Source organism: Pseudonocardia sp. ICBG162, assembly GCF_020496225.1.
Taxonomy (GTDB): Bacteria; Actinomycetota; Actinomycetes; order Mycobacteriales; family Pseudonocardiaceae; genus Pseudonocardia; species Pseudonocardia alni.
Genome location: NZ_JAHLJD010000031.1, coordinates 1202038 through 1228411, shown reverse-complemented (window position 1 = coordinate 1228411; position 26374 = coordinate 1202038). Strand labels below are relative to the sequence as shown.

General features: G+C 74.1%; 30 protein-coding genes and 1 pseudogene. 17 read left to right on the top strand and 14 right to left on the bottom strand.

Translation table 11 applies throughout. From position 1 onward, the window contains the following. The first annotated feature begins 20 nt into the window (after window positions 1–20). Window positions 21–989: an SDR family NAD(P)-dependent oxidoreductase gene (locus KPL60_RS30745; RefSeq protein WP_226367973.1), complete on the top strand. Its 969-nt coding sequence runs from the start codon at window positions 21–23 to the stop codon at window positions 987–989. A gap of 30 nt (window positions 990–1019) precedes the next feature. Continuing rightward, the gene (locus KPL60_RS30740) at window positions 1020–2027 is read left to right on the top strand and encodes an adenosine deaminase (protein WP_226367972.1); all 1008 of its coding nucleotides are present in this window, start codon (window positions 1020–1022) and stop codon (window positions 2025–2027) included. A 1-nt stretch (window position 2028) separates the two neighbouring features. Here the strand turns inward: KPL60_RS30740 and KPL60_RS30735 are convergent, their stop codons facing one another. Next, window positions 2029–2631, bottom strand: coding sequence for a hypothetical protein (locus KPL60_RS30735; RefSeq protein ID WP_226368291.1), 603 nt, complete (start codon window positions 2629–2631; stop codon window positions 2029–2031). 358 nt (window positions 2632–2989) lie between these two features. Next, window positions 2990–3628: pseudogene (locus KPL60_RS35270) on the bottom strand (flavin-containing monooxygenase); the annotation flags it as partial. A 152-nt stretch (window positions 3629–3780) separates the two neighbouring features. Here KPL60_RS35270 and KPL60_RS30725 point away from each other — a divergent pair. The 3 genes from KPL60_RS30725 to KPL60_RS30715 are packed head-to-tail and all read left to right on the top strand — an operon-like array spanning window position 3781 to window position 5755. Then, window positions 3781–4554 (top strand): SDR family oxidoreductase, encoded by a 774-nt coding sequence (locus KPL60_RS30725; protein WP_226354343.1) that lies wholly within the window; start codon window positions 3781–3783, stop codon window positions 4552–4554. Continuing rightward, window positions 4551–5111, top strand: a complete 561-nt coding sequence (pyrE, locus tag KPL60_RS30720; protein WP_226354342.1) for an orotate phosphoribosyltransferase — start codon at window positions 4551–4553, stop codon at window positions 5109–5111. Before KPL60_RS30725 ends, pyrE begins: the two co-directional genes overlap by 4 nt. Further along, complete coding sequence (locus KPL60_RS30715; protein ID WP_226354341.1) at window positions 5108–5755, top strand: RNA methyltransferase; 648 nt, start codon at window positions 5108–5110, stop codon at window positions 5753–5755. The genes pyrE and KPL60_RS30715 overlap by 4 nt, the downstream gene beginning before the upstream one ends. A 47-nt stretch (window positions 5756–5802) precedes the next feature. On the opposite strand, the gene KPL60_RS34950 is transcribed toward KPL60_RS30715, so the two are convergent. From KPL60_RS34950 to KPL60_RS30700, 3 genes are all read right to left on the bottom strand, one after another. Next, a complete protein-coding gene (locus KPL60_RS34950; protein WP_308016860.1) occupies window positions 5803–6783 on the bottom strand; it encodes a VTT domain-containing protein in 981 nt (326 codons plus the stop codon). Window positions 6784–6852: 69 nt separating this feature from the next. After that, window positions 6853–7197, bottom strand: coding sequence for a hypothetical protein (locus tag KPL60_RS30705; RefSeq protein ID WP_226367971.1), 345 nt, complete (start codon window positions 7195–7197; stop codon window positions 6853–6855). Continuing rightward, window positions 7194–7883, bottom strand: coding sequence for an RNA polymerase sigma factor (locus tag KPL60_RS30700; protein WP_226367970.1), 690 nt, complete (start codon window positions 7881–7883; stop codon window positions 7194–7196). The genes KPL60_RS30705 and KPL60_RS30700 overlap by 4 nt, the downstream gene beginning before the upstream one ends. Window positions 7884–8075: 192 nt before the next feature. On the opposite strand from KPL60_RS30700, the gene fbaA reads away from it, so the two are divergent. The 7 genes from fbaA to KPL60_RS30665 all read left to right on the top strand — a co-directional run bounded on the left by fbaA (window position 8076) and on the right by KPL60_RS30665 (window position 14011). Beyond that, window positions 8076–9107, top strand: coding sequence for a class II fructose-bisphosphate aldolase (fbaA, locus tag KPL60_RS30695; RefSeq protein ID WP_226354339.1), 1032 nt, complete (start codon window positions 8076–8078; stop codon window positions 9105–9107). 58 nt (window positions 9108–9165) lie between these two features. Next, a complete protein-coding gene (locus KPL60_RS30690; protein ID WP_073576038.1) occupies window positions 9166–9579 on the top strand; it encodes a DUF3151 domain-containing protein in 414 nt (137 codons plus the stop codon). 5 nt (window positions 9580–9584) lie between these two features. Continuing rightward, entirely contained in the window at window positions 9585–10730 is a 1146-nt protein-coding gene (locus KPL60_RS30685; RefSeq protein ID WP_226367969.1) for an aromatic acid exporter family protein, read from the top strand. 120 nt (window positions 10731–10850) lie between these two features. Next, window positions 10851–11528 carry a 1-acyl-sn-glycerol-3-phosphate acyltransferase gene (locus tag KPL60_RS30680; RefSeq protein WP_226354337.1) on the top strand — a complete coding sequence of 226 codons (678 nt, stop codon included), beginning with the start codon at window positions 10851–10853 and terminating at the stop codon, window positions 11526–11528. 75 nt (window positions 11529–11603) lie between these two features. Continuing rightward, complete coding sequence (locus KPL60_RS30675; RefSeq protein WP_226367968.1) at window positions 11604–12131, top strand: DUF3558 family protein; 528 nt, start codon at window positions 11604–11606, stop codon at window positions 12129–12131. A gap of 70 nt (window positions 12132–12201) precedes the next feature. Continuing rightward, window positions 12202–12579: a hypothetical protein gene (locus tag KPL60_RS30670; RefSeq protein ID WP_226367967.1), complete on the top strand. Its 378-nt coding sequence runs from the start codon at window positions 12202–12204 to the stop codon at window positions 12577–12579. Between the two features lie 10 nt (window positions 12580–12589). Beyond that, a complete protein-coding gene (locus KPL60_RS30665; protein ID WP_226367966.1) occupies window positions 12590–14011 on the top strand; it encodes a hypothetical protein in 1422 nt (473 codons plus the stop codon). Here KPL60_RS30665 and KPL60_RS30660 read toward each other — a convergent pair whose 3' ends face one another. After that, on the bottom strand, window positions 14012–14593 hold the full coding sequence (locus KPL60_RS30660; RefSeq protein ID WP_226367965.1) for a hypothetical protein: 582 nt from the start codon (window positions 14591–14593) through the stop codon (window positions 14012–14014). It lies immediately after the preceding gene. 204 nt (window positions 14594–14797) lie between these two features. Between KPL60_RS30660 and KPL60_RS30655 the strand changes: the two genes are divergently transcribed. Then, window positions 14798–16072 (top strand): adenylosuccinate synthase, encoded by a 1275-nt coding sequence (locus tag KPL60_RS30655; protein WP_226354330.1) that lies wholly within the window; start codon window positions 14798–14800, stop codon window positions 16070–16072. An 18-nt stretch (window positions 16073–16090) separates the two neighbouring features. On the opposite strand, the gene KPL60_RS30650 is transcribed toward KPL60_RS30655, so the two are convergent. The 5 genes from KPL60_RS30650 to nth form a co-directional block, all read right to left on the bottom strand. Then, window positions 16091–17287 (bottom strand): MFS transporter, encoded by a 1197-nt coding sequence (locus tag KPL60_RS30650; RefSeq protein WP_226367964.1) that lies wholly within the window; start codon window positions 17285–17287, stop codon window positions 16091–16093. Between the two features lie 70 nt (window positions 17288–17357). Continuing rightward, window positions 17358–18557 (bottom strand): MarP family serine protease, encoded by a 1200-nt coding sequence (locus KPL60_RS30645; protein ID WP_226356606.1) that lies wholly within the window; start codon window positions 18555–18557, stop codon window positions 17358–17360. A 2-nt stretch (window positions 18558–18559) separates the two neighbouring features. Beyond that, window positions 18560–19306 carry a CoA pyrophosphatase gene (locus KPL60_RS30640; RefSeq protein ID WP_374228781.1) on the bottom strand — a complete coding sequence of 249 codons (747 nt, stop codon included), beginning with the start codon at window positions 19304–19306 and terminating at the stop codon, window positions 18560–18562. Beyond that, the gene (locus KPL60_RS30635) at window positions 19303–19974 is read right to left on the bottom strand and encodes a TlpA disulfide reductase family protein (RefSeq protein WP_226354328.1); all 672 of its coding nucleotides are present in this window, start codon (window positions 19972–19974) and stop codon (window positions 19303–19305) included. Before KPL60_RS30635 ends, KPL60_RS30640 begins: the two co-directional genes overlap by 4 nt. Continuing rightward, window positions 19971–20702 carry an endonuclease III gene (gene nth / locus KPL60_RS30630; RefSeq protein ID WP_304580140.1) on the bottom strand — a complete coding sequence of 244 codons (732 nt, stop codon included), beginning with the start codon at window positions 20700–20702 and terminating at the stop codon, window positions 19971–19973. Before nth ends, KPL60_RS30635 begins: the two co-directional genes overlap by 4 nt. 352 nt (window positions 20703–21054) lie before the next feature. On the opposite strand from nth, the gene KPL60_RS30625 reads away from it, so the two are divergent. The 4 genes from KPL60_RS30625 (at window position 21055) to KPL60_RS30610 (ending at window position 24133) form a co-directional block, all read left to right on the top strand. Continuing rightward, window positions 21055–21303, top strand: a complete 249-nt coding sequence (locus KPL60_RS30625; protein WP_043282623.1) for a hypothetical protein — start codon at window positions 21055–21057, stop codon at window positions 21301–21303. Window positions 21304–21465: 162 nt separating this feature from the next. Further along, a complete protein-coding gene (locus KPL60_RS30620; protein ID WP_020628211.1) occupies window positions 21466–22140 on the top strand; it encodes a Crp/Fnr family transcriptional regulator in 675 nt (224 codons plus the stop codon). 41 nt (window positions 22141–22181) lie between these two features. Further along, window positions 22182–23444 (top strand): MFS transporter, encoded by a 1263-nt coding sequence (locus tag KPL60_RS30615; protein WP_226354326.1) that lies wholly within the window; start codon window positions 22182–22184, stop codon window positions 23442–23444. Further along, entirely contained in the window at window positions 23441–24133 is a 693-nt protein-coding gene (locus KPL60_RS30610; RefSeq protein ID WP_226367962.1) for an HD domain-containing protein, read from the top strand. The genes KPL60_RS30615 and KPL60_RS30610 overlap by 4 nt, the downstream gene beginning before the upstream one ends. On the opposite strand, the gene KPL60_RS30605 is transcribed toward KPL60_RS30610, so the two are convergent. Genes KPL60_RS30605 through KPL60_RS30595 form a run of 3 tightly spaced genes read right to left on the bottom strand, consistent with a single transcriptional unit; the run spans window position 24130 to window position 26300 of the window. Further along, window positions 24130–24882 (bottom strand): amino acid ABC transporter ATP-binding protein, encoded by a 753-nt coding sequence (locus KPL60_RS30605; RefSeq protein WP_305080726.1) that lies wholly within the window; start codon window positions 24880–24882, stop codon window positions 24130–24132. The two genes, KPL60_RS30610 and KPL60_RS30605, sit on opposite strands and share 4 nt — an antisense overlap. Beyond that, window positions 24879–25547, bottom strand: a complete 669-nt coding sequence (locus KPL60_RS30600) for an amino acid ABC transporter permease (RefSeq protein ID WP_226354324.1) — start codon at window positions 25545–25547, stop codon at window positions 24879–24881. Before KPL60_RS30600 ends, KPL60_RS30605 begins: the two co-directional genes overlap by 4 nt. Further along, window positions 25548–26300, bottom strand: coding sequence for an amino acid ABC transporter substrate-binding protein (locus KPL60_RS30595; protein ID WP_226354323.1), 753 nt, complete (start codon window positions 26298–26300; stop codon window positions 25548–25550). Window positions 26301–26374 lie beyond the last annotated feature (74 nt).

The window sequence follows — 26374 nt, the reverse complement described above, 5'->3', positions numbered from 1 at the left end:
GCTAGCCTGATCGTGTGGCTATGGCTCTCATCACCGGCGGCGGTACGGGTCTCGGCGCGGCTCTGGCCGACCGACTGGCCGCGCGCGGACACGACCTCCTGCTCGTCACCCGCGACCCCGAGCGGGTCGCCCCCACCGCCCGGGAGCTCGCCGCCCGGTACGGGATCCGCGCCGACGTGCTCCTCGCGGACCTCGGCACCCGGCACGGCCTGTTCCGGCTCGAGGCCTACCTCGCCGGACCGGAGGCCCCGGCCGTCGACGTCCTCGTGCACGACGCGCTCGCCGACGCGGCCGGCGCCGCACCGGACGCCGGGCGGGCGAGCGTCGACCTCGGCATGACGGCGACGATGCGCCTCACCCACGCCGCGCTGCCCGGCATGCTGCGCCGCGGCGCCGGCGGGATCGTCGCGATCGGCGGGGACGAGCAGTCGGCCGCGTGGGCGGTCTCGTTCGTCACCTCGCTCGCCCCGACCCTGACCGGCGACGTGCACGTCGTCGCCGTCCGCGGCGACGACCGGCCGGAGTGGACCGCCGACGCCGCCGACGCGGTGCTCGACGACCTCGAGGCGGGCCTGCTCGTGAGCGCCCCGCAGAGCGGCCCGGCCCGCCCGGGCCCGGCCCGGCGCGCCGTCGCCGCGGGGGTCCGTGCGGCCCGGCGCGGCGCCGAGCTGTTCGCCGACGCGACCTGGGAGCCCACCGGCGCGGCGGCCGTCACCACCCCGGCCACCGCGGTCCCGGCCGCCCCGTCCGCCACGCCCGAGGAGCTGCTCGGCGGTGCCGGGCACCGGGAGCCGTCCCGGCTGCCGGACCTGCCCTCCCGCCCGGGTGCGGGGCGCGCCGTCGTCGCCGCCGGGGACTGCGGGCGGCACTGGGCGGCCGGTCCGGTGCGCACCGCGGCGCAGCGCGCCCGCGCGAGCGCCGCGGCCCGCGACCGCTCCCGTGGCCACCAGGTCTCGGCCTACATGACGTCGACGGTCACCAGCTCCTGACCGCCCGGAGCGGCGCGGGATGATGTCCCGGTGACGACCACCGGGACCCCGCCGCTGCCGAAGGCCGAGCTGCACCTGCACATCGAGGGCACGCTCGAACCCGAGACCGTGTTCGAGCTGGCCCGCCGGCACGACGTCGACCTCCCGTACGCCTCGGTGGAGGAGCTGCGGGCCGCCTACGACTTCACCGACCTGCAGTCCTTCCTGGACGTCTACTACGCCAACATGGCCGTCCTGCGGACCCGCGACGACTTCGCCGCGCTCGCGTCGGCCTACCTGCGGATCTGCCCCGAGCAGGGGGTCCGGCACGTCGAGATGTTCTTCGACCCGCAGGCGCACACCGCCCGCGGCGTCGCGATCGGCGACGTGATCGGTGGGCTCACCGACGCGATCGAGCACCACGCCGACGACGTCTCCGCCGGGCTGATCCTCTGCTTCCTGCGCGACCGGTCGGCCGCCGAGGCCGAGGAGACCCTGCGGGCGGCCGAGCCGTACCTGGACCGGATCGTCGGGGTCGGGCTCGACTCGGCCGAGGTCGGGCACCCGCCGTCGAAGTTCACCTCGGTGTTCGAGCGGGCCCGCGGGCTGGGCCTCAAGCCGGTCGCCCACGCCGGCGAGGAGGGACCGGCGGGCTACGTGACCGAGGCCCTCGACGAGCTGGGCGTGCTGCGCGTCGACCACGGCATCCGCGCGATCGAGGACGACGCCCTCGTCGCCCGCCTGGTCCGCGATCGCACCCCGCTGACGGTCTGCCCGCTGTCCAACGTCCGGCTCGCCTGCGTCCCCGGCATCGGGCTGCACCCGCTGCCGGAGATGCTCGCGGCCGGGCTGAACGTGTCGGTGCACTCCGACGACCCCGCCTACTTCGGCGGCTACGTCGACGCGAACTACGCCGCGGTCCGCGAGGGCCTCGGCTTCACCGACGACCAGCTCCGCACGCTGGCCGCCAACTCGTTCACCTCGTCGTTCCTCGACGACGAGGCCGTCCAGCGCCTGCTCGGCGAGGTCGCCGACTGGGGGGCTGCGCCCCGCGGGTGACTCAGGCCGTCGCGGCGAGCCGGACCGGGCGCAACGGGTGCAGCGGGCGCCCGGCACCGGTCCGGCCCCGCTCGACGTCGAACGGCGACAGTCGGAACCGGCGGGTCCGCAGCTGGTACTCCGCGGTGTTGGCCGGCCACATGACGACGTTGACGCCCTCGTCGTTCTGGTAGTAGCTCGCGCAGCCGCCGGTCTCGTAGACGGTGCGGGCCGAGCGGCGGCGGATCCGCCGCGTCCAGCGCTCCTCGACGGCGGGTTTCACGTCGAGCGCGCGGATGCCCTCGGCCGCCATCCGGCACACGGCGTCGGCGACGTAGCGGGCCTGGGCCTCGGAGAACAGCAGCGTCGAGCTGGCCCCGCTGGTCGCGTTCGGACCCTGCATGAGGAACAGGTTCGGGAAGCCGGGGTAGCTCATCCCCAGGTAGGCGCGCGGGTAGGCGCCCCAGTGGTCGTGCAGCGACCGGCCGTGGGCGTCGTGGATGCGGCGCGCGATCGGGGCGGTCGCGCCGACCTCGAACCCGGTGGTCAGCACGATCGCGTCGACCTCGGCGCGGCTGCCGTCGCCGGAGACGACGGTCCGCCCCCTCGACCCGGGCGAGCCCACCGGTGTGCAGCGTCGTGTTCGGCGCGCTCATCGCGGGCAGGTAGTCGTTCGAGACCAGCGGCCGCTTGCAGGCGTAGTCGAAGTCGGGGGTGAGCCGCGCGCGCAGCTGCGGGTCGGGCGTCTGGGCGGCGAGGTGCCTGCGGCCGACCCGGGTGAGCGCCTCGCGCAGCAGCCGCGAGCGCCGGGTCGCGGCGAGCAGCTCGGCGCCGACGTAGATGACGTCGAACTGCATCCGGCACAGCAGCGGGTTCGCCGCCAGCGTGCGACGGGTGCGCTCGCCGACGGGCCGCTCGGGCTTGGGCAGGATCCAGGCCGGGGTGCGCTGCAGGACGTGCAGCTCGGTGACGCGCGGCTGCAGCTCGGGGACGAGCTGGATCGCCGTCGCACCCGTCCCGACGACCGCGACGCGCGAGCCGGTGAGGTCGGTGTCGTGGTCCCAGCGGGCCGAGTGGAACACCGGGCCGGGGAACTCGGCGAGGCCCTCGACGTCGGGCAGCTTCGGGTCCGCGACCAGCCCGGCCGCGCTGACCAGCACGTCCGCGGTGAACTCCCCGGACGGCGTCGCGATCCGCCAGCGGGCGTCCGCGGCGTCCCAGCGGGCGGAGAGCACGTCGGCATCGAAGCGGACGTGGTCGAGCAGGCCGGTCGAGCGAGCCAGGCGCCGTGCGTAGTCCTGCACCTCGTGGCCGGGCGCGTAGAGGTCGCTCCAGTCCGGGTTGGTCATGGCACGCAGCTGGTACAGCGGCGACGGCGTGTCGACGCCGACCCCCGGGTAGGTGTTGTCGCGCCACACCCCGCCGACGTCGTCGGCCCGCTCCAGCAGGACGAAGTCGTGCACACCCCGCCGCAGCAGGGCCAGGCCCACGGCGAGTCCGGTGAACCCCGCACCCACGACGGCGACCCTCGAATGACGGGGCGACGGGCCGCTCGGCACGTCGGAGGTGCCGGGGGAAGCGGGATCGACCGGCCGCTGGATCGGCAGCGCCTCGGACGTCATGGTCTCGACGGTAAAGGCTTCATGGTGCACCGGCACGCGAGAGCGGCCCGTCTCACGAGGTCGCCGGACACCCCTGTCGCACGGGTCACACCCGACCCGTCGGTAACCGTCGCGCCTGCACCGGTCGGGTGCGGACGCACTACGCTCCCCGCGTGCCCTCCGTCATGATCACGGGCGCGTCGTCGGGGATCGGGGCCGCGTTCGCCGATCGGCTCGCCGCCGACGGCCGCGACCTCGTGCTCGTGGCGCGCGACGCCGACCGCCTCCAGGCCGCCGCGCAGCGCTACCGCGACCTCGGCGTCGCCGTCGAGGTGCTGCCCGCCGACCTGTCGGACCCGGACCAGCGGGCCCGGGTCGTGCGCCGCCTCGCCGACCCCGACGTCGCGCCGGTCGACCTGCTCGTCAACAACGCCGGGCTCGCGCTGGGCGCCTCGTTCCTGGAGAACGACGCCGCCGACCTGGCCCGCCAGCTGCAGGTCAACGTGGCCGCCGTGCTGGAGCTGACCCGGGCCGCGCTGCCCGGGATGGTCGACCGCGGCACCGGCGCGGTGCTGAACGTCGCCAGCGTCGCGGGCTTCCTGGCCGGGCGCGGCTCCACCTACCCGGCCGACAAGGCGTGGGTCATCTCCTTCACCGAGGGCGTCGCGGCGTCGCTGCAGGGCACCGGGGTGCGCGCGATGGTGCTGTGCCCCGGCTACGTGCGCACCGAGTTCCATGAGCGGGCCGGCATCGACGTCGGCGCCCGCCGCGGCCCGCTGTGGCTGGAGGCCTCCCAGGTCGTCGACGAGGCCCTCACCGACCTCGACCGGGGCCGGGTCGTCTCCGTGCCCTCCAGGCAGTACAAGGCGATCGTGGGGGTGACCGGGGTGCTGCCCCGGAGCCTGCTGCGACGCATCACGGCGACGTTCGACAGGGATCGCACATGAGCTCCGCACACACCGACCGCTCCCGCCTCGCCGCGCTCGTCCGGGAGATCGCCGTCGTCCACGAGCGGGTCACGCTCTCCTCCGGCGCGGAGGCCGACTACTACATCGACCTGCGCCGCGTCACGCTGCACCACGAGGCGTCCCCGCTGATCGGACGGCTGCTGCGCGAGCTCACCGCGGACTGGACCTACCGGTCGGTCGGCGGGCTGACGCTCGGCGCGGACCCGGTCGCGACGGCGGTGCTGCACGCGGCGGCGGCCGAGCCGGACACCGATCCGGTCGACGCCTTCGTCGTCCGCAAGGAGACCAAGAAGCACGGCATGCAGCGGCTCATCGAGGGCCCGGACATCACCGGCCTGCCGGTGCTGGTCGTCGAGGACACCTCCACCACCGGCGGCTCGGTCCTGACCGCGGTCCGGTCGGTGCTCCAGGCCGGCGCCGACGTGGTCGGGGTGTGCACCGTCGTCGACCGCGACACCGGCGCCCGGCAGGCCGTCGAGGCCGAGGGCGTGCCGTACCGCGCGCTGCTGGGGCTGGCGGACCTGCAGCTGGGATGAGCGAGCCCGGGCCCAGCGAGTGGTCGGTCCCCGGCCAGGTCGGGGTCGGCCCGTGGGCCGGGCCGTGGCCGCAGGGCGACCAGTGGGACCCGGAGCTGCTGGAGCAGGGGGACCGGCGCAACGTCGTCGACCGCTACCGCTACTGGCGCCGTGAGGCCGTCGCGGCGGACCTGGCGCGGCGGGCGCACCCGTTCCACGTGGCGATCGAGAACCTCGGCCACGACCACAACATCGGCACGGTGGTGCGCACGGCGAACGCCTTCGGCGTCGCCGGCGTGCACATCGTCGGGCGACGCCGGTGGAACCGTCGCGGCGCGATGGTCACCGACCGCTACCTGCGGCTGCACCACCACGCCGAGGCCGGCGGGCTCGTCGCGTTCGCCCGGGAGCACGGTCTGGCCGTGGTCGCGGTGGACAACATCGCGGGCGCGGTCCGGCTGGAGGCCACGTCGCTGCCGCGGGACTGCGTGCTCGTGTTCGGCGCCGAGGGCCCCGGGCTGTCGCCGGAGCTGTGCGACGCCGCGGACCTGGTCGTGTCGATCGCCCAGTTCGGCTCGACGCGCTCGGTCAACGCCGGGGTGGCCTCGGGGATCGTGATGCACGCATGGATCCGCGAGCACGCGGACCTGTCCGACGCCTGGTGACCAGCACGTTTCCGCCCCGGGCAGGGCGGAGACGTGCCGATCGACGCTCAGTTGCCGTGCCGGGGCGGCATGGCGGGGCGGCCGGTGGTGTGGCGGTACGGCGGCTCCGTGCCGTCCTGCGGGCGGGGGCCGGGGCCGTGCGGCGGCACGGCGCCACCGTGCTGGGGCGCGGCCCCGCCGTGCTGCGGGGCACGACCGGGCTGCGGGGCCTGTCCGGGGCGGGGATGACCGTGCTGCGGCGCCGGGCCGTTCCCGACGGCCGGCATCTGCATGGTGACCGCGGCCGGGTCGTCGTCGGCGGTGTGGCCGGTGACGGTGGCGGCGGCCGCACCGGTCGCGGCACCCGCGACGCCGTCGACCGGGCCGGCGGGGCCCCCGCGCCTGGACGCGGCCCGCGCCCGCAGCACCTCGAACACGATCGGCAGCACCGAGATCAGCACGATCGCGATGAGGATCAGGTCGATGTGCTCACGGACGAACGCGAACTGGCCGAGGAAGTAGCCCAGCACCGTCACGCCCGCCGCCCACGCGACGCCGCCGATCAGCGAGTACGTCAGGTAGCGCTTCGGGTCCATCCGCGCGACGCCCGCGCTCACGGTGATGAAGGTCCGCACGATCGGCACGAAGCGGCCCAGGACGATGGCCCGGTTGCCGTACTTCTCGAAGAACTCGTGGGTCTTCTCGACGTGCTTGGGGTTGAACAGCTTCGACTTCGGCTTGTCGAAGATCGCCGGGCCGGCGCGATAGCCGATGCCGTAGCCGACGGCGTTGCCGGCGAAGGCGGACACCACCAGCACCAGGCAGACCAACCACAGCGGCACGTCGATCGCGCCCTGCGCGACGAACAGGCCCGCGGTGAACAGCAGCGAGTCGCCCGGGAGGAAGAACCCGAGCAGCAGCCCGCACTCCGCGAAGATGATCGCAGCGACGCCCACCAGGGCCCACGGACCCAGGGACTCGATGATCACCGCCGGGTCGAGCCAGTCGGGACCGAGGGCGAGCGTCTGCGTCGCGGCGAGAACCGTCACGTCGAGAAACGGTACCGGCCGGGTGATGTGGATCGACGTGGCCGTCGCTGTGGGGGTGCTGTGAGCGGCTCAGCCGAGGGCGGGCAGCGCACCCGGCAGGAGCACCGACACCAGCGCGAGACCCCCGCCGAGCAGGGCGCCGAGGAGCAGCGCGATCACCGCGGCCCAGACGATCTGGCCGGTCGCCGACCGGGCGGGCTCCGGCGCCGGGGCCTGCTGCGGCCGGCGCTGCGGGGGCGGCCCGGGACGCGGGACCGGCGGCGGGATCCGGCCGGGGACGCGTGGCGGCACGGGGGCCGGGCCCGCCGCGGGACGCTGCGGCATCGGGCGCCCGCGGGCCTGCGCCTGCAGCGCCTCGCCGATCCGGCGGGCGGCGTCGTCGCGGCCGGGCTGCGGCGGCTGGGGGCCGGTCATCGCAGCTCCCCCGGACGCCGGACGGCCTCGGTCCCGGCGCGCTCGGCCATGATCCGGGCGACGGCGTCGAGCGCGCGGCTGGCGGTCGACTTCACCGTACCTCGGCTCATCCCGGCGGCCTCGGAGATCTCGGACTCGGTCAGCCCGCCGTAGTAGCGCAGGACGAGCACCTCGCGCTGGCGCGGCGGGAGCTGGCCCAGCGCGTCGACGACCGACTGGTGCTCGGCCGACAGCATGGCCAGCGACTCCGCGGAGCGGGCGTTCGCCGCGTGCGGCGGCACGTACTCGCGTGCCGTGCGACGGCGCCGCAGCACCGACCGGGACCCGTTCACCACGGCCGCACGCAGGTAGGCGACGGCGGCCGTCTCGTCCCGCAGACCGGTCCAGTGCCGGTGCAGGCCGGTGAACGCCTCCTGCACCACGTCCTCCGCGGTGGCCGGGATGTCCACCAGCAGCATCGCGAGGCGCATCAGCCGCAGGCGGTGGTCGCGGTAGAGGTCGGCCAGCGTCAGCGGCGTGTCCGGGCCCGGCCGGGCCCCGGAACCACCCGGCCCGTCGACCGGGGCCTGCGCCGTGCCCGGGGCGAACGGGTGCGGCCCGGTGCCCGTGGGCGCCGGGCGGCTGTCGATGGCGCGCAACCGGCCCAGTGTCCGGTCGACGGCGTTCTCGGCGCGCTCCTCCTCCACGCCCACCACACTAGCGACCACCACCGACAGGCTTCGCAGCATTACCCGGTGCAGCGGTCGGCGGCGTCGCCCGCGGTGAGACCAGGCCCATCGCAGACGATGGCTCCCCTTCCCCGCGGGTACGTGATACTCACCCGGAGACAAGGAGCGCTGCGCGGAGCAGCGACCGCCGACGACGAGGAGGCAGGCCCCGTGCCCATCGCCACGCCCGAGATCTACAACCAGATGCTGGACAACGCCAAGAGCGGCGAGTTCGCCTACCCGGCGATCAACGTGACCAGCACCGAGACCCTCAACGCGGCGCTGCGCGGGTTCGCGGAGGCAGGCTCCGACGGCATCGTGCAGGTCTCGACCGGTGGCGCGGAGTTCCTGTCCGGCACCCGGGTCAAGGACATGGTCACCGGCTCGGTCGGCCTCGCCGAGTTCGCGCACGTCGTCGCGGACAAGTACCCGGTCAACATCGCGCTGCACACCGACCACTGCCCCAAGGACAAGCTGGACTCGTTCGTGCGTCCGCTGATCGCGATCAGCCAGGAGCGCGTGGACAAGGGGCAGAACCCGCTGTTCCAGTCGCACATGTGGGACGGCTCCGCGGTCGAGCTCGAGGAGAACCTGAAGATCGCGGCCGAGCTGCTGGAGCAGGCGGCCAAGGCGAAGATCATCCTCGAGGTCGAGATCGGCGTCGTCGGCGGCGAGGAGGACGGTGTCGCGAACGACATCAACGACAAGCTCTACACCGCCCCCGGCGACTACGAGCGCACCGTCGAGGTCCTCGGGTCCGGCGACAAGGGCCGCTACCTGCTGGCCGCGACCTTCGGCAACGTGCACGGCGTCTACAAGCCGGGCAACGTGAAGCTCCGCCCGGAGATCCTCAAGCAGGGCCAGGAGGTGGCCGTGCAGAAGCTGGGCCTCGACCCCGGCGCCAAGCCGTTCGACCTGGTCTTCCACGGCGGGTCCGGCTCGCTGCTCGAGGAGATCCACGAGTCGCTGACCTACGGCGTCGTGAAGATGAACGTCGACACCGACACCCAGTACGCCTTCACCCGGCCGATCGTGTCGCACATGTTCGCCAACTACGACGGCGTGCTCAAGATCGACGGCGAGGTCGGCAACAAGAAGGTCTACGACCCGCGCTCGTACCTGAAGAAGGCCGAGGTCGGGATGAGCGAGCGCGTCATCGAGGCGTGCGAGTCGCTGAAGTCCGCCGGCAGGGCACTGTCCTGATCCGCGGCGCCCGGCCACCCGCTGGCGACGGCGGGTGGCCGGGCGCGAGGATGGCGGCATGAGTCTGCACGGCAACCTGCTCGAGCCCGACGACACGCGCCTCCCGGTCGACCCCGCCGCGGCGGACCTGACCGCGGGGAAGGACCCGTCGGAGGTGGCGGCGGGGTCGCCGTCGTCGTCGATCGCCTGGGCGGTGCTCGCCGAGCGCGCCCTCGACGCCGGGGAGTCCGTCGCCGCCTACGCCTACGCCCGCACCGGCTACCACCGCGGCCTGGACCAGCTGCGTCGCAACGGCTGGAAGGGCTTCGGCCCGGTGCCGTGGTCGCACGAGCCGAACCAGGGCTTCCTGCGGTCGTGCGGGGCGCTGCTGCGCGCCGCCACGGCGATCGGGGAGGCCCCCGAGGTCGAGCGCCTGCGCACGCTGATCAACGACTCGGACCCGGAGGCGCTCGCCGCCCTCGGCGTGTCCTGACGCCGGTGGCCGCGTGGGACCGGGTCCGCTCACGCGGCCGGGCCGGTGCCCGGCGCGTCCGCGCGTCGTGGCTGCCGATCCTGCAGTGCTCCATGGCCGCCGGCCTCGCCCTCTGGGTGGCCGGCGACCTGGTCGGTCACACGCGGCCGTTCTTCGCGCCGATCGCGGCGGTGCTCAGCCTGGGCATGTCGCTGAACTCGCGGCTGCGCCGCACCGCCGAGCTCGTCGTCGGGGTGAGCATCGGTGTCCTGATCGGCGACCTGCTGATCGCGCAGATCGGCGGCGGCCTCTGGCAGCTGGTGCTCGTCGTCGCGCTCGCGCTGGTCATCGCGGTGTTCACCGACGGCGGGACCCTGTTCGTCAACCAGGCCGCGGTGTCCGCGGTGCTGGTGACGACGCTGCTCCCGCCCACCGAGACCGGTGGGATCGACCGCTGCATCGACGCCCTGATCGGCGGCCTCGCCGGGATCCTGGTCGCCGCGGTCATCCCCGCGCACCCGGTCCGGATCGTGCGCCGGGTCGCCCGCCGGGTGCTCGACGACCTCGTCACCGTGCTCACCGAGATCGCGACGGCGCTGCGCGAGGGTGACCGGGAGAGCGCGTCGCGGGCGCTGACCCGGGCCCGCGACACCCAGGCCGTCATCGACGAGCTGCGCACCGCCGTCAGCTCCGCGGGCGAGGTCGTGACGGTCTCGCCGATGCACCGGCCGCGCCGGGCCATGCTGCGCCGCTACCGGACGCTCGCCGAGCGGGCCGACTACGCCCACCGCAACGCCCGGGTGCTCGCCCGGCGCGCGATGACCGCGATCGAGGACGGCGAACCGGTCCCGCCCGGTCTGCCGGACGCCATCACCGAGCTCGCCGTCTCCGTCGAGGCGCTGATCGGGGAGCTCGGGCAGGACGGCGACCGCGAGAAGGCCCGCGGCCCGATCCTGGAGGCCGTGCAGCACGCACCGGTCCTCGCCGACCCCGGCGCGGTCGTCGCCCGGCCGGTGGAGGGGCAGCCGGCCGCGGCGCCCGCGGTCTCGGCCCCGGTGCTGGTCGCGCAGGTCCGCTCGATCGCCGTCGACCTGCTGCAGGCGACCGGGATGACCCGCAGCGAGGCGCTGCGCGCGTTGCGCGGGCAGCTCACCGATCCTCACGTGGACTGAACGGGCGGAAGGGCTTCCGTCACGGGCCGGTCACGGAGCAGAATCGGGCGTCGTTCGGCGCCGGGACGTCGGGTCCCCCTGCACGGAGTTGTGGACGTCGCTCACTGATCGGGGTTCACGGTGCAGCTGTTCATCCGCTACGTCCTCGCGCCACTCGTCCGGCTCGTGTGGCGGCCCCGCGTGCGCGGCGCGGACCGCATCCCGGCCACCGGGCCGGTGATCCTCGCGGCGAACCACCGCGCGGCCGTCGACACGGCGTTCATCCCGCTCGTCGCGCCGCGCAAGGTCGCGTTCCTCGGCAAGGCCGAGTACTTCACCGGCCGCGGCCTGCGCGGACGCCTGATGGCCGCGTTCCTGGGGGCGCTCGGCTACATCCCGGTCGACCGGTCCAACGCCCGCGCCGGCCTCGCCGCGCTCGCCGCGGGACGCAAGGTCCTGGAGTGCGGCGGTGCGTTCGGCATCTACCCGGAGGGCACCCGCTCCCTCGACGGCAAGCTGCACCGCGGGCACACCGGCGTCGCGTCGCTGGCGCTGTCGACGGGGGCGGTCGTCGTGCCCGTCGGCCTGATCGGGACCGAGCGCGTGCAGCCGATCGGACGGCTGTTCCCGCGCCTGGCCCGGGTCGAGATCCGCTTCGGGCGGCCGCTGGAGTTCAGCCGCTACGAGGGCCTGGAGGGCGCTCCGGCGATCCGGCGCGCGGTCACCGACGAGATCATGGACGCCATCGCGGACCTGTCCGGGCAGACCTATGTGGACAGCTACCACCGGCGCCCGGACGACTCGGCCGCCGCGGCCTGATCGGAACGGGCCCGGGGGTGACGGCGGCGGGCTAGCCTGCTGCCGTCCTGTTGCTGTCCCGGGGGAGCGTCGCCGGTGGTCCGACTCGTTGTCGTCCTGCTGTTGGTGTGCGGGGTGGTCGTGGGGTGTAGGGCTGCGGAGCCGGAGGGGCCGTTCCCGGCGCGGCCGGCGGAGATCGACGTGGCGAACGTCGACCCGTGTGTCGCGATGACCCCTGAACTGCGCCAGCAATGGGGAGTCGAAGGGGACGAGCCTTCGACCGTCACCCTCGCTGATGGTCCCAGTCGTGTCTGTGGGTGGGGCAACAACGACACCGTTGAGAGCTACAGCGTGCAGACGATTCAGACGCCGGCTGCAAAGGTTGCGACGGCGCAGGGTGCCACGATCACCGTCGTCGACGGGTTCGGAGCCGTCAGGATGGTGGAGAGTGAGGACACCGCGCCGCTGTGCGAGCTGTATCTGGACGCCGCGGAAACGGCCGGCATCCGTGTTCAGGTCCGAGACGTCGGTTACAACGAGCAGACTCGCGGATCGATCGACGACACGTGTCGTCGGGCAGAGGTGCTGGCCCGGAGCTACCTGATCGCTGCTCGTTCACGCTGACTGGTTCGCATTAGCGAACGCTTCTGAGTGATTCGCGCTCCATCAAAGATGGCGCGCATACGATTCGTTCATGCACACGTCCGCCCATGAACCACGAGGGTCAGCGAGTGATTCCCTCATGCTTCAGGTCAATATCGAGAACGTCATGAAGGTGTATCAGCGCCTGAACGATCAGGTTCGGAACCTGCGAAGTGGAGGCCAAACAGCTGATCAGCTGAGGATCATTCCTCCGTGTGGACAGGACCCTGTCTCCCTCGATGCAGTGACCGTCTTCCAGCCCAAGATCGACTCCATTACGCGGACACACACGGAGTACGTCACCGAGGTCGTGGAGGCGCGTGACCGCTTGAAAAGTGCGGCACAGGAGTACGGCCTGATCGAGGACGAGAACGCGGCAACCCTGAAACCCACCACTTCGCCGTACAACGGCCCTCTGCTCGAGCGTTAGGGATCCGAGCATGCCCCTCCCTCGCTGCTACAACTACGAGGCGTTCGACATCGCGACCAAGTCGGCGTGGATCCTCGGCAAACCCGGCGCCGCGGCCAGCCGGCAGACGTCCGACGGTCTCCGCAAGCTCGTCGACGACATGGCGACCACCAAGCAGACCCTCGACCGCGGCATGGCCGACCTCGGCATCTCGTGGCAGGGCCCCGCCGCCCGGGCGGCCCAGGAGTCCCTGGACCGCACCGCGACCGGCGTCGACGGCACTGCGACCGTCGCCCGGAACGGCGCCGACCGCATGCTCGACCACGGCAGCGCGTTCGAGCGCATGCGCGGTCAGGTCCGGTTCATGGACCCGGCCGAGTTCTCCTGGATCCAGCGAGCGGGCGACAACATCAGCGAGGCCTGGCAGTCCCTCCGGGGCAGGGGCGCCGACCACGTCACCATCGCCGAGCACAACCAGATCAACGACGAGGTCGCGAACCGCGCGCTCCAGAAGTACGAGTCCGAGACCTCCGCGATCGACGACCGCTTCACCACCGAGGCGGCCGCCGCGCCCCCGCCCGGGACATCTCCGGGCGCGCCGCCGGGTCCCGGCGGCTCGCCGGGACCGCAGCCCGGCATCTCCGTCGCCCCGGGTGGCGGCGGAGTCTCCGGCCCGACGCCGGGACCGGCCGGAGTCGGGCTCCCCCCGGTCGGGTCGTCCTCGCAGCCGGGGTCGGCGCCGGCCGGCCCGTCGGGCGGCGGCGGTGCAGGCGGCGGCCCCGGTGGTGGTGTGGGTGGTGGCGCCGGAGGCGGTGGCGGGCCCTCGCCTGTCGTCCCCCTGCCGAGCGGACCGGCGTCCTCGTCGGGCGCCGGTGGAGGCGGTACCGGGGCGCCGGGCTCCCGCGTACCGCCCGCTCCGGACCGCACGCGGACCCCGACCCGGAGCCCGGCCCCGACGTCGGACGCCGCCCGTACCCGCGAGGACCTCGCGCGCCGCTTCGGCGACCAGGTACGTCGGCAGCAGCTCGTCCGCCCCCTCACGGAGACCCGCCCCGGCAGCGGGACCGGGTCGTTCGGAGTGGGAGCCGGATCAGGAGCAGGCCGCGGCGGCGTCGGCTCCCCGTTCGGCGAGTCCCGCGGCACTACGCGGCTGCCGGGCGCGGGGACCGAACCGCACGGACCCGGCGGCCGCGGCGGGGCCGGGACGGCGTGGGGCACCGAGCCCCGCACACCCGGGCCGCGGAGCGGCGGCGCGGCCGAGCCGTGGACCGGCGCCAAGGGGGCGGAGGCTCGCGGCGGGGCCGGCTACGGCCCGATGGCCGGCGGCGTCCCGGGCGGTCGCGGCGAGGGCCGGGACCACCGCAACCGCTACGTCGTCCCCACCGACGAGGTGTTCGACGTCGGGATCACCGCGACCGACGCCGTGCTCGCCCCCGAGGACCCCGGCCGCTGATCAGCCCGGCAGCACCGGCCGCCACGGCTCGGTGTGCCGGTACCAGGCCCACCGCTTGATCTCCCGCGGGTGCGCGACGCCGTCGCGGACGGGCGTCGCACCCGTCGTCCCGATCTGGATCGCCCGCCCGGTCGTGCCGGTCACTCCGCGGCCCGGCCGCACGTGCACGCCCTCGGGCCCCGCGTCGACGACGAGCATCTTCACGCGGCCGTGCAGCACGCGCGTCGCGTCGCAGTAGGCCTCGCCGTAGAGGTCGGGGATCTCCCCGCGGCCGGCGAGGACGCCGCCGTTGTCGTCGCGCACCAGCGGCATCTCGCGTGCGGTGCCGGACCGGGCGAGGGCGACGGCGTCGTCGAACCGGGTCGGGAGGCCCCAGTTCGCGGCGGCCCGCGACCGCCGGGACACCGGCAGGTAGGCGACCTCGGTCGCGAGCGCGTCCCGGCGGAGCAGCCGGAGGAGCACCGCGGCGAGGTCGGCGTCGTCACCGTGGACGATCAGCCGCGGCACCGGGAGCAGGGCGTCGACCTCCGCCTTCCCGGGGCGCGGACCCACGGTGACCGAACGCACCGCGGGATCGGACACCAGCGACGACGGTGGGCGTTCACGTCGCGCGCCGGGCCGGATACCGTGGAAGGGAAGCCGGTGACGCCGCTGCGGCAGGCAGTCGAGGAGAACCGCTTCGGGATCGGTCGGAACCACTGATCGAGTACCCTCCTCGCCGCGGAAACCGGAAATCACGCCCGGTCCCGCGACCGTGACGAGCGTGTGTGAACTGGAGTCTCTTACATGCCCGCAATCGTGTTGATCGGCGCCCAGTGGGGCGACGAGGGCAAGGGCAAGGCGACCGACCTGCTGGGCGGGCAGTTCGGCTGGGTCGTCCGCTACCAGGGCGGCAACAACGCCGGGCACACCGTCGTCACGCCGGACGGCCGCGACTTCGCGCTGAAGCTCATCCCGTCCGGGATCCTGTCCCCGGGCGTGAAGAACGTGATCGGCAACGGGGTCGTCGTGAACCCCGAGGCGCTGATCGAGGAGAAGGCGGGCCTGGAGCGGCGCGGCGTCGACACCTCCGGCCTGCTGATCTCGGCCGACTCGCACCTGATCATGCCGTACCACGTGGCGATCGACCGTGTCACCGAGCGCTACCTGGGCAAGGCCAAGATCGGCACCACCGGTCGCGGCATCGGCCCGGCCTACCAGGACAAGGTCGCCCGGGTCGGCGTCCGCGCCGCGGACCTGCTCGACGAGAAGATCCTGCACCAGAAGGTCGAGGCCGCCCTCGAGCTGAAGAACCAGGTCCTGGTCAAGGTCTACAACCGGCGCGCGCTGGACTTCAACGAGGTCGTCGACACCGTCCTGGAGCAGTCGAAGGAGTTCGCCGACAAGATCGTCGACACCCGGCTGCTGCTGAACCAGGCCCTGGAGCGCGGCGAGACGCTGCTGCTGGAGGGCTCGCAGGGCACCCTGCTCGACGTCGACCACGGCACCTACCCCTTCGTGACCAGCTCGAACCCGACCGCGGGCGGCGCGTCGGTCGGTTCCGGCATCGGCCCGAACAAGATCACCCGCGTGATCGGGATCCTGAAGGCCTACACGACCCGCGTCGGGTCGGGCCCGTTCCCGACCGAGCTCCTCGACGAGATGGGCGAGTGGCTGCGTAAGACCGGCGGTGAGGTCGGCGTCAACACCGGCCGGAACCGTCGCTGTGGCTGGTTCGACGCCGTCATCGGCCGGTACGCGGTCCGCGTCAACGGCATCACCGACGTCTTCCTGACCAAGCTGGACGTGCTGTCCGGGCTGGAGTCGGTGCCGATCTGCGTCGGCTACGAGGTCGACGGCCACCGCGTCGACGAGATGCCGATGACCCAGACCGGCTTCCACCACGCCGTCCCGGTCTACGAGGAGATGCCCGGCTGGGTCGAGGACCTCTCCGGCGCCCGCACCTGGGAGGACCTGCCCCCCGCCGCGCAGGCCTACGTGCAGCGGATCGAGGAGCTCACCGGCGCGCCGGTGTCCGCGATCGGCGTCGGCCCCGGGCGGGACCAGACGATCACCCGCTGACCGGCTGCGCCGGCGGCGTCACGACGACCGCCGGCGCTCGTCGCGGACCGGTGTCACCAGGATCGCGGCCAGCGGTGCCGCGGCGGCGATCGCGAACGCCGCCGCGTAGCCGGTCGCGCCGACCAGGGCGCCGAGCGCGGCCGGCACCACCGACGCGACGGCGTTCTGACCGGTGTTCTGCACCCCCAGCGCCCGCCCGGACCATGCGGGCCCGGCGATCTCGGCGGTGCTGGTGAACGCCAGCCCGTTCGGGGCGACCGTCACCACCGCCCCGACGGCGAGCATGGTCACCGCGAGCCACCCGGCGACGGCGTCGCCGAGCGCGAACAGCAGCAGCACCGCGGCCGCGGCGGCCGCGACCTGGCGCATCGGGCGCAGCCGGGACCCGACCCGGTCCGACCAGACCCCGGTCGCGATCCGGCCGACCGCCCCGGCGATCTGCCCACCGGCGACGAACGCGCCCGCCGCCGCCACGTGCCACCCCTGCTCGCGGACCAGGTACTCGGTCGCGAACGACGCCACCGCGAACTGCGAGACCACCAGCAGCGCGCTCGCGCCGTGCACCCGCCACAGCACCGACGTCCCGTAGGGGGAGCGCTCCGGCGCGGCCCCCGCGGGCCGCGGAGCCCGGGGCGGGTCCGGCGCCAGCGTCGCGACCAGCGCCGACGCGACGACGCACAGCACCGCGGGCAGCAGCAGCGCCCGGAACGGCCCGACGGCCGCGGCCAGGGTCGGCAGCGTCAGCCCGGCCACGGCGACGCCCAGGGGCTGGGACGTCTGCCGGATCCCCATCGCGGTGCCGCGCTCGTGCGCGGCGAACCAGCCCATCACCATCCGGCCGCTGGCGGCGAACACCGACGCCGCGCCCGCGCCACCCAGACCGAGCAGCACCAGCAGCAGCGGTCCGGGCCCGATCGGCAGCAATGCCGCACCCGCGACGGCGGCCGCGCACAGCGCGAGCCCGACCGTCATCACCCCGCGTTCGCCGGACCGGTCGGCGGCGGCGCCCCACAGCACCAGGGTGCACAGCAGGCCGACCGTCGGGGCGCCGACGTAGGCGCCGACCTGGGCCAGCGACAACCCCTCCGTGTCCCGCAGCAGCGGCACCACGAACGGCAGTCCGTAGACGAACGAGCAGGCCGCGGTCTGGGCGAACACCCCGACGGCCAGCACCAGCCAGCGACGGCGGGTACGGGTCACGTCGACGGAGGTCATGTACCCACGCTAAGCATCCGTCCCACGATCCGGCCATTCGTTCCCGGATCGTGGGACAGGGTGCGGTGGGTCAGGAGGCGCAGTTCCCGGTGTCGGCGGGGGACGACGCGCCGCTCGCGGCCACGTTCAGCGCCTGGCCGACCTGCTCGGCCGTCAGCACGAAACCGGTCTCGGTGTCGTCCAGCGCGGCGCCGAACACGACGCCGACCACCCGTCCGTCGGGGGCGATCATCGGGCCGCCGGAGTTGCCGGAGCGCACCACTGCGCGGACGGTGTAGACGTCGCGCAGCACGCTGCCCTGCTCGTAGATGTCCGGGCCGCGCAGCCGGATCCGTTCGCGGATCTTGCCCGGGGTGACCGTGTACGGGCCGTCCAGCGGGTAGCCCAGGATGATCACGTCGTCGCCGACGCGGGCCGGGTCCGGGCTGAACTGCAGCGGCTGCTCCTCGAGGTCGGGCACGTCGAGCACGGCCACGTCGACCTCGGGGTCGTAGTAGACGACCTGGGCGTCGAGCTGGCGGGCCCGTCCGCTGGACGTCGTCACCTCGACCGTGGTGCTCGACGTCCCGGCGACGACGTGGGCGTTGGTCATCACCCGCTGCGGGGCGACGACGAACCCGGTCCCCTCCAGGGCGCGACGGCAGGACGGGGCGCGCCCGCGGACCTTCAGGACCCGGTCGCGGACCTCGGTGACCACCGGGGACTGCGCGAGCGCGGAGTCCGGCGGGCCGACCGCGGCGACCGGCGTCCGCGAGAACGGGCTGACGACGTCGGGGAAGCCGGAGTCGTCGAGGAGCTGGCGCAGCTCGGCGGGGAGCTTGCGCGCCGCGTCCGGCATCACGTCGTCCACGCCGGCGAGCACCCGCGAGTCGCGCAGGCCGCTGGTCAGGGTGGAGAAGCTCGTCGAGGACAGCGGCAGCGCGATCAGCCAGGCCGCCACCACCACCGCGATCGCCTGCACGCCGGCGCCCAGCGTCGAGTCGACCTTGAGGGTGCCCTCGCCGCGGATCCGGTCGCGGATGAACCGTCCGAGGTAGACGCCCGTCGCCTCACCGAGCGCGACGAGCAGCACCACCACGCCGATCCCGAGCAGCACCTTCCCCTGCTGGGACTCCACCTGCCCGGCCAGCAACGGGGCGAGCCGCAGCCCGAGCACCGCGCCGGTCAGCACGCCGGCGAACGACAGCAGCGCCACCGCGACCCCGTGCCGCCAGCCGGACGCCGCGGCCAGCAGGGCGAGGATCACGACGACGACGTCGACCCAGCTGATGCTCACCGGTCCACCACGCCGTGGTCGTCCACCCGGACTCCTTCCGGTTCGTGCCGCCGGGCGCGGGCCCAGGCGTCGTCGAGATCGAGGACCCGGCCGGCGTCCCAGGGACGCTCCCAGCCGGACCGTTGCAGCAGCGCGGACAGCAGGCCCGCGGTGAAACCCCAGACCATCAGGCCCGCGGCGTCGAAGGCGGGGCCGGCGTGGCCACTGGGGCCGCGCACGGTGAACCGGTTCGCCGGGTCGGTCAGGACCGCCACCGGGACCCGGACGACCCGGGCGACCTCGGCGGTGTCGACCACCCGCACCGGCGACGGCGACGCCCAGTGCGCCAGCACCGGGGTCACCAGGAACCCGGTGGGCGGGATGAACAGGTCCGGCAGGAGGGTCAGCGGTACGACGCCGGACGGGTCCAGCCCGGTCTCCTCCCGGGCCTCCCGCAGCGCGGCGTGCACCGGGCCGGTGTCGGTCGGGTCGAGCCGTCCACCGGGGAAGGCGACCTGCCCGGCGTGCGAGCGCAGCGTCGCCGCGCGCTCGGTGAGCAGCACGTCCGGCCCGCCGGACTCCCCGTCGGTGAACAGCATCAGCACCGAGGCCCGGCGGGGCTCGCCGCTGTCGGGCTGCAGGCGTCGCCAGCCGAACCAGGCCGGGTCCAGGCCCAGCGCCCCGTCGACGAGCGGGCGCAGCGACGCCGGTGCCGCCGCGGGGTCGGGGTCGGGCACCCGCGGCACGCCCGCCTGCGCGGTCACCGGAACCGCTCCACGGCGGCCGCGACGTCGTCGGCGGTGCGGAACGGGACGGGCGGGTCCACCATCGCGACGCCGCCGTCCGCGCGGGTCACGTAGCTGACCGGGAGCAGCGGCGGGGTGTCCAGCGCGCGGCGCACGGCCCGCTGCGGGTCGGTCACGGCCGGCAGGGTGACCCCCAGCTGCGCGGACAGGGTCAGCGCGGACACCGGGTCGTCCTGTACGTCGACGGTGAGCACCGGCAGTGCGCCGGGGCGCTGCGCGTAGGCCTGCAGCGCGGGCAGCTCGTCGCGGCACGGCACGCACCACGACGCCCAGAAGTTGACCAGCGTCGGCCGCCCGGTCAGGGCCGCGCCCAGGTCGGTACGGCCGTCGGCGCCCAGGCACGGCACGGTGATCCCGGCGAGCGGACCGGCCGGGGTGCTGCCGGACGGGGCGGGGCAGGGTGCCAGCCGGGCCGAGGCCCGCGCGGCGGCCAGCGCCTGCGGGTCCGCGGCGGCGAGGTCGGTCTCGGGCCGGTCCGCCGGGGCGGCGCTCGCCGCGGGACCGGCGCCGCCGCTCCCGCCGGAGGTAGGGCCCGAGGGCCACAGCGCCCAGACCGCGATCGCGACCAGGACGACGACGACCACGGTCGAGACGATCTCGGAGCGGGAGGCGCCTGTCCGGGTCACCGGCCGTCCCCGGGCGGCCCCGCGATCCCCGCGAGTGCGAGCAGGTGGTCCCGCTCCGGGCCCTTGACCAGCGCCGCGGCCTCGCCCGGGTCGGTGGGGCCGAGCCCGAAGGCGGGGCAGTCCGCCGCGAGCGTGCAGGCGCCGCAGGCCGGCTTGCGCGCATGGCAGACCCGGCGCCCGTGGAAGATCACGTGGTGGGACACGATCGTCCAGTCCCGCCGCGGGACGAGCTCGCCGATCGCGTGCTCGACCTTGACCGGGTCCTCCTCGGTCGTCCAGCCCCAGCGGCGCACCAGGCGTCCGAAGTGGGTGTCGACGGTGATCCCGGGGACGCCGAACGCGTTGCCGAGGATGACGTTCGCGGTCTTGCGCCCGATGCCGGGCAGCTTCACCAGCTCGTCCAGCGTCGACGGCAGCTCCCCGCCGTGCCGCTCGACGACGGCGGCGCCCAGCCCGGTCAGCGACGTCGCCTTGTTCCGGTAGAAGCCGGTGGAGCGGATCAGCTCCTCGAGCTCGGTCCGGTCGGCGCCCGCGTAGTCCGCGGCGGTGGGGTACCGGGCGAACAGCGCGGGGGTGACCTGGTTGACCCGCTCGTCGGTGCACTGCGCGGACAGGATCGTCGCCACGGCGAGGTCCAGCGGGGTGGTGAAGTCCAGCTCGCAGTGCGCGTGCGGATAGGCCTCCGCCAGCGACCTGAGGATGCGGTTGACCCGGCGCGCTCGCCCGATCGGGCTCTCCCCGGCCGCGACGCGCGCGGCCAGACCGGCGGCGGCGCGGGGGGTGGGCCGCGACGCCCGCGACGGCCGTCCGGCGGAGGTGCTCACGTGACCGAGCGTACGGGTGGGCACCGACAGTCGTGTCACGGTGTCGCGCCGTGCACCGCTCGTCGCCGGGCGCGGTCCGGTCCGCGACGGGGGCCGTTCGACCGGCCGGCGTGGCGACGCGTCCGACGAGCGGTGTGCGCACCCGGCCGGGTGTGCGCCGAACGGGCTACGAGGTCACGGTCGCGTCACGAAGACACCGACGCGGCCACCCCCGACCGGCCGGGCTGCGAACCCGTACGGGAGGATCGGAGTTGCCATGACTGCCTGGTTGAGCGTTCTCGTCCCGCTGCTCGTGATGTTCTTCGCGCTCGGTATGGAGCGCGTGGAGTCCCGCATGCGGGAGTCCACCGTGCGCCAGGACGAGCTGGACGAGATGCTCGAACAGCCGCGTCCGGACGAGGTCCGTGCCCTGTTCCGGTCCGGAACGGGCCGCGCGCTGGAGCTGTTCCGGCTGCGCAACCGGCGCCGCCGGGGGGCTCGTCGGAGCCAGGTCCCGTCGGCCTGACAAGATCGCGTACGGGCGCGTTGCAGCGCCCCGCGACGAATCGGACCCGATCGGATGTCAATCCGATCGGGCCAGTGGTGCGCACGTGTGTGGCCAAGACCTCTACACTGACGCGCCGACGACCCGCCGTGACGACACGGCCGGTGAACGAGGAGCATTGCAGTGGACGAGGTTCTGATCCGGGCAGGGATCTTCCAAGGTGTGGAGCCCCAGGCCGCCGAGGCGCTGGCCGAAGCTCTGGAGACTGCCGAGTTCTCCCGCGGGCAGGTCATCTTCTCCGAAGGTGAGCCCGGTGACCGCCTCTACATCGTGTCGGGCGGGAAGGTGAAGCTCGGCCGGAAGTCCCCCGACGGCCGGGAGAACCTACTCATGGTGGCCGGCCCGTCGGACATGTTCGGCGAGCTGTCGATCTTCGACCCGGGCCCGCGCACGTCGTCGGCGACCGCGGTCACCGAGGTGCGCTGCTACACCATGGACCGCAGCGCGCTGCGGGAGTGGATCGGCAAGCGTCCGGAGATCGCCGAGCAGCTGCTGCGCGTGCTGGCCCGTCGCCTGCGCCGCACCAACAACATGCTCGCCGACCTGATCTTCACCGACGTGCCGGGCCGGGTGGCGAAGTCGCTCCTGCAGCTCGCGCGCCAGTTCGGCTCCCAGGAGTCGGGTCTGCTGCGGGTCACCCACGACCTCACGCAGGAGGAGATCGCCCAGCTCGTCGGCGCCTCCCGCGAGACCGTGAACAAGGCGCTCGCCGACTTCGCGCACCGTGGCTGGCTGCGTCTGGAGGGCAAGAGCGTGCTGATCCTGGAGCCGGAGCGGCTCGCGCGACGCGCGCGCTGAATTCTCTGGTACGGGCGTCCCAGATCATGTGATGCTGGGGTGTGCCCGCCGCCCTCTCCGACTACCGCGCCGCCCTGGGCACCCCCGGGGCGGCCGCGCCGGTCTGTGCCTCCGTCCTCGGTCGGTTCCCGATCGCGATGCACAGTCTCGCCACGCTGCTCTACGTCCGTGAGGTCCACGGCTCCTACGCCGTCGCCGGAGCGGTCTCCGCGGCGCTGCTGGTCGGGACCGCGGTCGGCACGGTCGTGCAGGGGCGGGTGCTGGACCGGCTGGGCCCGACCCGGCCGATGCTGGTGCTCGTCGCGGTCTACCTGCTGTGCGTCACCGGGCTGGTGCTGAGCATCGAGTCCCGGGCGGCGCTGCCGCTCACCGTCGCGGTCGCGGTCGTCACCGGGCTCGCGACGCCGGCGTTCGAGGGGTCGTCGCGGGCGCTGTGGTCGGACCTGACCCCGCCCGGGCCGCGCCGCGAGGCCGCCTACACCTACGAGGCGATCAGCCTCGAGATCTTCTTCATCATGGGTCCCGCGCTGGCCGCGGTGCTGGTGGTGGCGACGCCGTGGCCGGGCACCGCGCTCGTCGTCGCGGCGACCGCGGAGATCGTCGGCACCACCTGGTTCGCGCTCACCGCCGCCGTCCGACGCCGCTCGGCCCGCATCCGTGCCGAGCGCGCCGACGGGTCGCTGCCGGTCGAGGCCGGGCTTCTCGGGGTGTTCCGGCGCCCCGGGCTGCGGACGGTGGCGCTGGCGTCGCTCGGGTTCGGGCTGGTGGCGGGGACCGCCGAGGTCGGCGTGATCGCCGCGACCGCGTTCGCCGGGTCGCCCGCCGCCGGCGGGGTCCTACTCTCGCTCTGGTCGGTGGTCTCGGTGTTGACCGGGGTGCTCTACGGGATGCGGCCCTGGCCGCGGCCGCTGCACCTGCGGCTGCCGGTCCTGCTGGCCGGCTTCGCCGTCCTGGTGACGGCGATGGGGCTCGTCTCCCCGCTCGGCTCGCTGGTGCTGCTGGCCGTGGTGATGATGGCCGCCGGCGCGCTGATCACCCCGCAGGTCACCGCGCACTCCCTCGGCGTCGAGCAGACCGCTCCGGCCGGGTCGGCGACCGAGGCGTTCAACTGGATGGTGATGGCCGCGGTGCTCGGTGTCTCGGTCGGGCAGGCCCTGTCCGGTGTCATGATCGACCTCGTCGGGCCGGGCGGGTACGCGGCGGGCGGCGCCCTGGGGCTGCTGGTCGCGGGGCTGCTGTGGCTGCGCCGCGGCTCCGTCGCCGACACCGAGCCCCGCGTCGTCGCGGCCGGGAGCCCGGCATGAGCGGCGCGGGGGAGCTGCGGCGGCTGCGCGACGTCGTCGCCGGCGACATGGCCGGTGCGGACGTCGCGCACGACCTCGGGCACCTCGACCGGGTCGCCGGGCTGTCGGCCCGGCTCGCGGTGCGGGAGGGCCTGGACGGGTTCGTCGCCGCCGTCGCCGCGTACGTGCACGACCACCACCGGGCCGCCGAGGCCCGGCTCGGCCGCGTCGTCGCCCCCGCGGAGGTCCGCGACGACGCCCGGGACGCGCTGCGCCGCGGCGGGGTCGCCGAGCGGCTGTGGGACCCGGTGCTCGACGCCGTCGAGGCCACCGGCCGGTACTCGTTCTCCGAGGTGGCGTCGGCGCCCACGGCGGACCGGATTGCGGCCTGCCTGCACGACGCCGACATGCTCGACGCGATGGGCGCCACCGGCATCGCCCGCGCGTTCGCCTACGGCGGGGCGATCGGCGAGCCCCTGTGGGACCCGGCCGCGGGCGTCGCGACCGGCGGCTACCGGTCCGGGCCGACCGGTTCGGTCGTCGCCCACTTCCACGAGAAGCTGCTGCGGCTGCGCGGCGAGCTGCGCACCGCCGCCGGCCGCGAGATGGGCGAGCGGCGGCACGCGGCCCTGGAGGAGTTCCTGCGCCGGTTCCGCGAGGAGTGGGTCGACGCCCACGGCGACGACGACGGCGCCCCGCCCGGGGTCTAGATCGGGTCGAGGATCCGCTTCAGGAACTGCCGGGTGCGGGGCTGTTCCGGCTCGACCAGCACCTGCGACGGCGGACCGGATTCGGCCACCACCCCGCCGTCGACGAAGAGGACCTGGTCGGCGACCTGCTGGGCGAAGCGGATCTCGTGGGTGACGATGACCATCGTCCGGCCCGCCGTCGCCAGGTCCTTGATGACCCGCAGGACGTCGCCGACGAGCTCGGGGTCCAGCGCCGAGGTGGGCTCGTCGAACAGCATCAGCTGCGGGTCGAGGGCCAGCGCGCGGGCGATCCCGACGCGCTGCTGCTGGCCGCCGGAGAGCTGGTACGGGTACTGGTCGGCCTTCTCGGCCAACCCGACCTGGTCCAGCAGCCGCCGGGCGTCGGCGGTCGCGTCGGCCCGGGGGCGCCGCTGCACGATCACCGGGCCCTCGATGACGTTCTCCAGGACGGTGCGGTGCGGGAACAGGTTGTGCGACTGGAACACCATCGCGGTCCGGGACCGGAACCGGGCCAGCGTGGACCGGTCGACGGGGGCGCCGAAGTCGACCGGCAGGTCGCCGATGGTGATCACCCCGGCGTCGGCCCGGTCCAGCGCGTTCAGGGCACGCAGCACCGTCGTCTTGCCCGAACCGGACGGCCCGATCACCGCGGTGACGGTCCCGGCCGGGACGTCGAACCCGATGTCGCGCAGGACCTCCAGCGTCCCGAAGGACTTCCGCAGGCCCCGGACGGTCAGCAGGTCGCTCATCGCGCCACGTACCTCTCCAGCCGCGTCTCCACCCGTACCTGCACGGACGAGAGGATCAGGCAGACGATCCAGTAGTACACCGCGGCCACGCCGTAGAGGGCGAAGAAGTCGAACGTCGGCGCCGCGGCCAGCTGGGCGACCCGCAGCAGCTCGGTGACCAGGATGGTCGAGGCCAGCGAGGTGTCCTTGACCAGCGAGATCAGCGTGTTCGACAGCGGTGGGACGGCGGTGCGCGCGGCCTGGGGGAGGATCACGCGGCGCAGCGTCGTCGGGTAGCCCATGCCGATGGTCTGCGCGGCCTCCCACTGCCCCTTCGGGATCGACAGGATCGCCGCCCGGATGATCTCGGCCGCGTAGCCACCGACGTTGAGGCTGAACGCGATCACCGCGGACGGGAACGGGTCGATGACCAGCCCGAACTGCGGCAGCGCGTAGAACACGATGAACAGCTGCACCAGCAGCGGCGTGCCGCGCACGACCGAGATGTAGGCGCGGGCCAGCCAGGACAGCGGCCTGATCGAGGAGATCCGGGCCAGCGCCAGCAGCAGGGCCAGGACCAGCCCGATGACGAAGCTGATCGCCGTCAGCGGGATGGTCATCGTGACCGTCGCCTTCAGCATCGGCCACAGGTTGCGGCCGATCAGCTCCCAGGTGGCGGGATCCATCTACTTCCCGCTGACGTCGCTGCCGAAGTACTTCTCGGACAGCTGCTTCAGCGTGCCGTCGGCCCGCAGCTCGGCCAGCGCCCGGTCCACGTCGGGCATCAGGCCGCTGTCCTTGCGGGCGGCGAAGGCCTGCTCGCTGGTGTCCCCGGTGGTGCCGGCGACCTTGACGCCCTTGTCCCCGGTCGACTTCTCGTACTCGCCGACGGCGAGGGTGTCGTTGACGGTCGCGTCGATCCGGCCGTCCTTGAGCAGCTGGACGGCCTGCACGAAGCCCTCGACGGCCTCGACGTTCGCGCCGGCGCCGCGGGCGACCTCGGCCCAGTTGCTGGTCGCGGACTGGGCGGTGGTGCGGCCCCGCAGGTCGGCCAGGCTCCGGATCGCGGTGTCGTCGGCGCGGGTGACGATCACGCCCTCGGACACGGTGTAGGGCGTGGAGAGGTCGTACTTGGCCTTGCGCTCGTCGTTGACGGTGACCTGGTTGGCGACCAGGTCGATCCGCTTCGACTCGAGCGCGGCGAAGATCGAGTCCCACGGGGTCTGGACGAACTCGACCTGCTTGCCCAGCTTGGCGCCGACGGCGCGGGCGACCTCGACGTCGTAGCCGGTCAGCTGGCCGTCGGGGCCCTGGAAGCTGAACGGGCTGTAGGTCCCCTCGGTCCCGACCCGCAGGGTGTCGGAGCTACCGCTGCTGCAGCCGACGAGGGTGGTGAGGGCCAGCAGCGCGGCGGCCAGGGCCAGGATCGTGCGACGCACGGGGTCTCCTTCGGGAGGAACGGGGCGGACGGATGGCGATGCCCCCTCGAGATGCGGGGACCCTAGGCCGGTCG